Source organism: Streptomyces sp. NPDC043854 (genome assembly GCF_056436005.1).
Map to the genome: position 1 here is coordinate 35303 of NZ_JBWKDK010000004.1, position 7759 is coordinate 43061.

General features: G+C 74.4%; 7 protein-coding genes. 5 read left to right on the plus strand and 2 right to left on the minus strand.

Annotation, left to right across the window (positions count from 1 at the left end; translation table 11 throughout):
• Nucleotides 1–34: 34 nt before the first annotated feature.
• The 4 genes from AC068A_RS05195 (at nt 35) to der (ending at nt 4240) form a co-directional block, all read left to right on the plus strand.
• Complete coding sequence (locus AC068A_RS05195) at nt 35–1123, plus strand: prephenate dehydrogenase (RefSeq protein ID WP_478580949.1); 1089 nt, start codon at nt 35–37, stop codon at nt 1121–1123.
• A 193-nt stretch (nt 1124–1316) separates the two neighbouring features.
• Nucleotides 1317–2027 (plus strand): (d)CMP kinase, encoded by a 711-nt coding sequence (cmk, locus tag AC068A_RS05200; protein WP_478580951.1) that lies wholly within the window; start codon nt 1317–1319, stop codon nt 2025–2027.
• A complete protein-coding gene (locus AC068A_RS05205; RefSeq protein ID WP_478580953.1) occupies nt 2024–2671 on the plus strand; it encodes a lysophospholipid acyltransferase family protein in 648 nt (215 codons plus the stop codon). Before cmk ends, AC068A_RS05205 begins: the two co-directional genes overlap by 4 nt.
• Nucleotides 2672–2779: 108 nt before the next feature.
• Nucleotides 2780–4240 (plus strand): ribosome biogenesis GTPase Der, encoded by a 1461-nt coding sequence (der, locus tag AC068A_RS05210; protein WP_478580955.1) that lies wholly within the window; start codon nt 2780–2782, stop codon nt 4238–4240.
• A gap of 34 nt (nt 4241–4274) precedes the next feature.
• Here the strand turns inward: der and AC068A_RS05215 are convergent, their stop codons facing one another.
• Entirely contained in the window at nt 4275–4655 is a 381-nt protein-coding gene (locus tag AC068A_RS05215) for a hypothetical protein (RefSeq protein WP_478580957.1), read from the minus strand.
• Nucleotides 4656–4862: 207 nt separating this feature from the next.
• Entirely contained in the window at nt 4863–5684 is an 822-nt protein-coding gene (locus tag AC068A_RS05220) for a hypothetical protein (RefSeq protein ID WP_478580959.1), read from the minus strand.
• Nucleotides 5685–6332: 648 nt separating this feature from the next.
• Between AC068A_RS05220 and AC068A_RS05225 the strand changes: the two genes are divergently transcribed.
• A complete protein-coding gene (locus AC068A_RS05225; RefSeq protein WP_478580962.1) occupies nt 6333–7325 on the plus strand; it encodes a helix-turn-helix transcriptional regulator in 993 nt (330 codons plus the stop codon).
• The last annotated feature ends 434 nt before the right edge of the window (nt 7326–7759 follow it).

The window sequence follows — 7759 nt, forward strand, 5'->3', positions numbered from 1 at the left end:
CCGTAACGCAACACCGCGAACCCTGGAGCGCCCCGTGAGAACCGCCGTCGTCATCGGAACCGGACTGATCGGCACCTCCGTGGCGCTCGCCCTGTCCGCCCGCGGGATCGCCGTCCACCTGGCCGACCACGACCCGGCCCAGGCCCGTACGGCCGCCTCCCTCGGCGCCGGCACCGACACGCCGCCCGACGGCCCGGTCGACCTCGCGGTCGTCGCCGTGCCGCCGGCCCACGTGGCCGCGACCCTGGCCGAGGCCATCGGACGGGGCCTGGCCCGGGCGTACGTGGACGTGGCCAGCGTCAAGGGCGGGCCGCGGCGAGAGCTGTCGGCCCTCGGCGTGGACACCACCGCCTACATCGGCACCCACCCCATGGCCGGCAAGGAGAAGTCCGGGCCGCTCGCCGCGACCGCGGACCTCTTCGAGGGCCGTCCGTGGGTGCTGACCCCGACCCGGGACACCGACCACGAGGTGCTGAACCTGGCGCTGGAGCTGGTCGCCCTGTGCAAGGCCGTACCCGTCGTCATGGACGCCGATGCGCACGACCGGGCGGTCGCGCTCGTCTCGCACACCCCGCAGCTGGTGTCGAGCATGGTCGCCGCCCGCCTGGAGGAGGCGGACGAGACCGCCGTACGGCTCTGCGGCCAGGGGATCCGGGACGTGACCCGGATCGCCGCGTCCGACCCGCGGATGTGGGTGGAGATCCTCTCCGCGAACCCGGGGCCGGTCGCCGACGTCCTCGCCGGCATCGCCGCCGACCTGGACGCGACGGTCGAGGCGCTGCGGGCCCTGGAATCGGCCGACGTGGAGCAGCGGCGCGGGGGAGCGTCCGGCATCGAGGACGTGCTGCGCCGCGGGAACACCGGCCGGGGCCGGGTGCCGGGCAAGCACGGCACGGCGCCGGTGGCGTACGAGACGGTGGCCGTCCTGATCAGCGACCAGCCCGGCGAGCTCGCCCGGATCTTCGCGGACGCGGGCCGGGTCGGGGTCAACATCGAGGACGTGCGGATAGAGCACGCGACGGGGCAGCAGGCGGGCCTGGTGCAGCTGATGGTCGACCCGAAGTCCGCGGCCGCCCTGACCGCCGAGCTCCGCGACCGCGGCTGGGCCCTGCGCCGGCAGTAGTCACCCGCGCCGGCCGGTCACCGGTCACCTCCGGGTCAGGGCCCGCCCCGGCCCGGCCTCGCGCCCGCCCCGCCCGCCTCCGGCCCTGGTCCGGGACCGGGCGGGCGGTGGTCGTGGCGCGGGCCGGTAACCTTGGTCAGGGGTGCTTTGCCGCGCCCTGACACGCCCGCGCAACCAGGAAGGTGCCCGCACCGTGGAAACCGCAGCTCCGTCCGCCGTGATCGTCGCCATCGACGGTCCCTCCGGCACGGGCAAGTCCAGCACCTCCAAAGCCGTGGCCGCCAAGCTCGGGCTGCGCTACCTGGACACCGGTGCCCAGTACCGGGCCATCACCTGGTGGATGATCAACAACGGCGTCGACACCGACGACCCGCAGGCCATCGCCGTGGCCGCCGGCAAGCCGGCCATCGTCTCCGGGACGGACCCGGCCGCGCCGACGATCACCGTCGACGGGCTGGACGCCGCCGGCCCGATCCGCACCCGGGAGGTCACCTCCAAGGTCAGCGCCGTCAGCGCCGTCCCCGAGGTCCGCACCCTGATCACCGAGCTGCAGCGCAGCATCGCCGCGGCCGCCGCGGCCGAGGGCGGGATCGTCGTCGAGGGCCGGGACATCGGCACCACCGTCCTGCCCGACGCCGACCTGAAGATCTTCCTCACCGCCTCCGCCGAGGCCCGCGCCGCCCGCCGCAACGGCGAGCTGCGCGGCAAGGAGGCCACCGACCTGGCGGCCACCAGGGAAGCCCTGATCAAGCGGGACGCGGCCGACTCCGGCCGCAAGACCTCGCCGCTGGCCAAGGCCGACGACGCCGTCGAGGTGGACACCACCGAGCTGACCCTGGAGCAGGTCATCGAGTGCGTCGTGACCCTGGTCGAGGAGAAGAGGGCGGGGGCGGGCCGCAAGTGAGCGACACGCCCTCCCCCAAGGGTGCGGCGGTCGGCCGGCGGATCGGCGTCGGGCTCATGTACGGGCTGTGGAAGCCCCGCGTACTGGGAGCCTGGCGCGTGCCCGCCTCGGGCCCGGTCATCCTCGCCGTCAACCACGCCCACAACATCGACGGGCCCATGGTCATGGGCACGGCGCCCCGGCCGCTGCACTTCCTGATCAAGAAGGAGGCGTACGTCGGCCCGCTCGGGACCTTCCTCGACGGCATCGGACAGGTCAAGGTCGACCGCTCGGGCACCGACCGCACCGCGATCTCGAAGGCGCTGGCGGTCCTCGAGAACGGCGGCGCCCTGGGGATCTTCCCCGAGGGCACCCGGGGCGACGGCGACTTCGCCTCGCTGCGCGCCGGCCTGGCCTACTTCGCGGTCCGCAGCGGCGCGCCCGTCGTGCCCGTCGCCGTCCTGGGCAGCGCCGACCGGCAGGGGCGCCTGATACGGGGGCTGCCGCCGTTCAAGAGCCGGGTCGACATCGTCTTCGGCTCCCCCTTCGACGCGGGCGACGGCACCGGCCGCCGTACCCGTACCGCCCTGGACGAGGCCACCGTCCGCATCCAGAGCAGGCTCACCGCACACCTGGCCGACGCCAAGCGCCTCACCGGGCGCTGAGCGAGACTTGACCCAGTAGTGGCAGCCTCCGCGGGCACCGCCCCGCGGAGGCCGCGGGGATCCCGCCCGGCTGCCACCGATCACCACGAACGACGAGGAACGGACTTCATGAACGACCAGCACGACCACGGAGCGCTCGGCGACGCCGAGTACGCGGAGTTCATGGAGCTCGCCGCGGAGGAAGGCTTCGACCTGGAGGAGGTCGAGGACGCGATCGAGGAGGCGGGCCACGGCCCGCTCCCCGTCCTCGCCGTCGTCGGCCGCCCCAACGTCGGCAAGTCGACCCTGGTGAACCGCATCATCGGCCGCCGCGAGGCAGTCGTCGAGGACAAGCCGGGCGTCACCCGCGACCGCGTCACCTACGAGGCCGAATGGGCCGGCCGCCGCTTCAAGGTCGTCGACACCGGCGGCTGGGAGCAGGACGTCCTCGGCATCGACGCCTCCGTCGCCGCCCAGGCCGAGTACGCCATCGAGACCGCCGACGCGGTCGTCTTCGTCGTCGACTCCAAGGTCGGCGCCACCGACAGCGACGAGGCCGTCGTCAAGCTGCTGCGCCGCGCCGGCAAGCCCGTCGTCCTGTGCGCGAACAAGGTCGACGGCCAGAGCGGCGAGGCCGACGCGGCCATGCTGTGGTCCCTCGGCCTCGGCATGCCCTACCCGGTCTCCTCCCTGCACGGCCGCGGCACGGGCGACCTGCTCGACGCCGTCCTGGAGGCGCTGCCGGAGGCGCCGGCGCAGTCCTTCGGCGGCGGCCAGATCGGCGGCCCGCGCCGCATCGCGCTCATCGGCCGCCCGAACGTGGGCAAGTCCTCCCTCCTGAACAAGGTCGCCAAGGAGGAGCGGGTCGTCGTCAACGAGCTCGCCGGCACCACCCGCGACCCCGTCGACGAGCTCATCGAACTCGGCGGCGTCACCTGGAAGTTCGTCGACACCGCCGGCATCCGCAAGCGCGTCCACCTCCAGCAGGGCGCCGACTACTACGCCTCGCTGCGCACCGCCGCCGCCGTCGAGAAGGCGGAGGTCGCGGTCATCCTGATCGACGCGAGCGAGAACATCAGCGTCCAGGACCAGCGCATCATCACCATGGCCGTCGAAGCCGGCCGTGCCGTCGTGATCGCGTACAACAAGTGGGACCAGCTCGACGAGGAGCGCCGCTACTACCTCGAGCGCGAGATCGAGACCGAGATGCAGCAGGTCTCCTGGGCGCCCCGGGTCAACGTCTCGGCGAAGACCGGCCGCCACATGGAGAAGCTGGTCCCGGCGATCGAGGCCGCCCTCGCGGGCTGGGAGACGCGCGTCCCGACCGGCCGGCTGAACGCCTTCCTCGGCGAGATCGTCGCGGCGCACCCGCACCCGATCCGCGGCGGCAAGCAGCCCCGCATCCTGTTCGGCACCCAGGCGGGCAGCAAGCCCCCGCGGTTCGTGCTCTTCGCCTCCGGCTTCCTGGAGCACGGCTACCGGCGTTTCATCGAGCGCCGTCTGCGCGAGGAGTTCGGCTTCGAGGGCACCCCGATCCACATCTCGGTGCGGGTGCGCGAGAAGCGCGGCGCCCAGCACAAGAAGAAGTAGCGGCGGCAGGCGGGCGGGTCCGGGGTCTCCCGGGTCAGTAGCCGCGGCGCGGAGCGGGCGGCAGGGCCGCCGGGATGTGGTGCATCCCGGTCTGGTGCTGCCGCCCGCTGCCGTACGTGCCGGTCGCGGTGCCGGTGGCGGCGTACGCGTACGAGGGCTGCGGCGCCGGCGGGTACGAGGGCTGCCAGGAGTCGGACTGCCAGCCGGAGCCGCTCCAGCCGCTGCCGTACGTGGCGGTGACGGAGCCGGTGTAGGAGCCGGCGTACGAGAACGACGTGAAGGCGAGGTCCTCCTCGCCGGTCCGGTCGCCCGGCAGGGCCCGGAAGGCGCGCAGGTACTCGGTGTACAGCGTGTCGTAGATGGGGGTGTGCGAGGGGGCGGCCGGTGCGCCGTCCAGGTCCCGTACGGGGCGCATCGGGGAGACGGCGCTCGGATGGGCAGAGGCGCGGGAGGGGTCGTATGAATGCACGTATCAGCAAACGACCCCGGGGCCCTCGCGGATGCGGCCGGAAGGCCAGGAAACGCAGATCGCCGAGGGTGCGCGGGACGGACCGCACACCCCCGGCGCACGCCGACCCGCCCCCTCGTGAGGGGCGGGTCGCCGCTTCGGGGCACCTCGGCGTCAGGCGCCCGGGGTGCCTGCCAGCGGCATCGAGGCGGCCACCAGGCGGCCGGCGGCGGCAGCCCGGTCGAGTGCGTCGCGCAGCAGGTCCTCGCGGGGCTGCTGGCCGATGGAGCCGACCGGGGCGGCGTAGACGAGGACGCGCTGGGTCTTGTTGACGGCGGTCCGCCAGCCGTCGGTGACCGACAGGGCCTGGTGCGCCTGCCACCAGGCGACCGGCTTGCCGCCCTTGGGGTCCGGCTGGAGCACGGCGTGCAGCTGGCCCGCGGCGAGCAGCACCGACCAGCCGGCGAGCGGGGAGGGCACCTCGCCGGTGTCGGTCACGAAGTGGAAGCCCTGCTCGATCAGGAGCGGCAGGAAGTCGTCGCCGGGGCCGTCGCTGCCCGGGCGGGCGATCGGCGCGGTCGGCTCGACGACGAGCGCGGGGTGCAGTTCGCCGCCGAGCAGGACCAGGCCGCTGGTGATGCCGAGGACCGCCTGACCGCCGGGCACGCTCTGCGGCACGGAGCCGGCGGGGGCGGGGGCGGCCGCCTGCGGGGCGGGGCTGTCACCGGTGATGCTGCGGACGGCGCCCTGCAGCTGCTCCTCGGAGACGTTCACGACCTGCGAGGGGATGCAGCCGGCGTGGGCGAAGGCGAGGACGGCGGTCTCCTCGCCGACGAACAGCACGGTGCTGGTGCGGTCGGTCTCCGGGTCCCCGGGGGTGCGGCAGGAGGTGCAGTCGTAACTGCGCGGTGCGTCGTCGCCGGTGAGCAGCCTCTCGGCTTCTTCGTCACCGATCTCGGCACGTACCTCATCACTGACGTCGAGCATGCGGGGCACGGGGTGGCTCCTCGGACTAGGCGAGCAGGGGCGGGCCGAGCGGTTCCCGGCCTGCCGGATCAACGGGGAAGCGGCGGTCGGGGTCACGCCGTCGGAGGGAACGGAATCGAACCCGACACCCGGAGGGGTGAACGGTCGCACCGCGGCGTTGCTTTCGAGCCAACCGCTGCCGCTTTGTGCGCAGTTGCTGGCCGGAGCTGCGCGTTTGGGCGGGGGCTCCACCGGCATGCCGCGGGTCCGCCGACCGGGTGGGCTTTCGGACGGACTGCGAACCGGGCCGCGTGGCGCGGCGGGTGCGGGGCCGCGGGCCGCGTAGCGTGACCCGATGCCCGACCCCCGGATCCGGCGGGCCGCTTCGGCGGCTGCGGCCGCTGCCGCGCCGGCTCTCGTCCTCGTACTCCCGTCGGGAGTCGGCGCGGCCCCTCCACTCACCGGCGTCCCGGGGTTCACCGACGCGGCCCGGTCCGGCCTGCCGGCCTCACTCGTCCGTGTGTCGAACGGCTCCTGCGGTGCCGGGAGCCGCAGGGCGCGCCGGGTCTGCTGCCTCCGGTGTCCTTCACCCCTTCCCCGGACCCGGGCGCCGACCGCCCACCGGTCGGCCGCAGCCCGTCGCGGGCCGGGGCCGTCGGCGCTGGCACACTGCTCGGCATGCTGGAGACCTCCGCACGACTGCTGCGCCTGCTGTCCCTGTTGCAGGCCCACCGCGAATGGACCGGCGCCGACCTCGCGGAGCGCCTCGGCGTGACCCCGCGGACGGTGCGGCGCGACGTGGACCGGCTGCGGGAACTCGGCTATCCCGTGAACGCCACTCCCGGGACGGGCGGCGGCTACCAGCTGGGCGCCGGGGCCGAGCTGCCGCCGCTGCTGCTCGACGACGACGAGGCGGTGGCCGTCGCGGTGGGACTGCGCACGGCCGCCGGGAACGGGGTCGAGGGGATCGGCGAGGCCTCCGTACGGGCGCTGGCCAAGCTGGAGCAGGTCCTGCCGGGGCGGCTGCGGCGGCGGGTGTCGGCGATCGACGGGTTCACCGTGCCGATGCTGCGCGCGCCGGAGCGGAGCGCCGTCGACCCGTCCGTGCTGGCCGAGCTGGCCGCCGCGTGCCGGGACGGCGAGCGGCTGCGCTTCGCCTACCGGGACCACGGGGGCAGCGCCTCGCGGCGGGTGGTGGAGCCGCACCGGCTGGTGTGCACCGAGCGGCGCTGGTACCTGGTCGCCTGGGACGTGGAGCGGGAGGACTGGCGGACCTTCCGCGCCGACCGGATCGAGCTCAGACCGCCCCACGGTCCGCGGTTCGTCCCGCGCCCGGCCCCCGCGGAGGACCTCGCCGCGTACGTCTCCCGGGGCGTGGCCCAGGCAGCCTACGCCGCGCGTGCGGTGCTGTGGCTGGGGATGCCGGCCGAGGACGCGGCGCAGGTGATCGGACCGAGCGACGGGGCCCTGGAACCGGTCGACGACAAGAGCTGCCTGCTGCGCACCGGGGCTGCCGACCTCGACGTGCTCGTCATCCACGTCATGCTGCTCGGCTGCGAGTTCGAGGTGGTCGAGCCGCCGGAGCTGACCGACCGGATCCGGGCGGCCCGGGACCTCCTGGGGCGGGCGCTGGACCGGGCGGGCGGGACCGCGGCCGTGGAGAAGGAGTAAGGAAACGGGGGAGCCACGGTGGCCGCCGGCCGGCCGCTCCCGGGCAATCGGCCCGCGGAATTCGGGCGTTCTCGAACGGAATGCGAATGCGATCGGGCGGCTGTCCGGGGCTGGTTCCGCCGTGGTTCCCGGGCCGTGCAACGGTGCTGTGGACCGGGCCCGGAAAAAGAATGCGGCGCGGCCGGTTGTACGCGGCTCGTGTGCCGGTTCCGCAGAACTCGGCGGGCCCGGAGAACTGTCGACATTCCGTGACAGAAGCGTGACCCGGTACGGACGAACCTCCGGGCGCGCGGCTGACGTTCGGGAGAATCGGACGGCGAAGGCGGGGGGGGGGGGGGGGGGGGGGGCCCTTTTCGCTGTGCTGTGGGGGTGGGGGGGGGGGGGGGGGGGTGGGGTGTGCCCCGGGGGGGTCCCTTCTCTTCCGCGGACTGCCC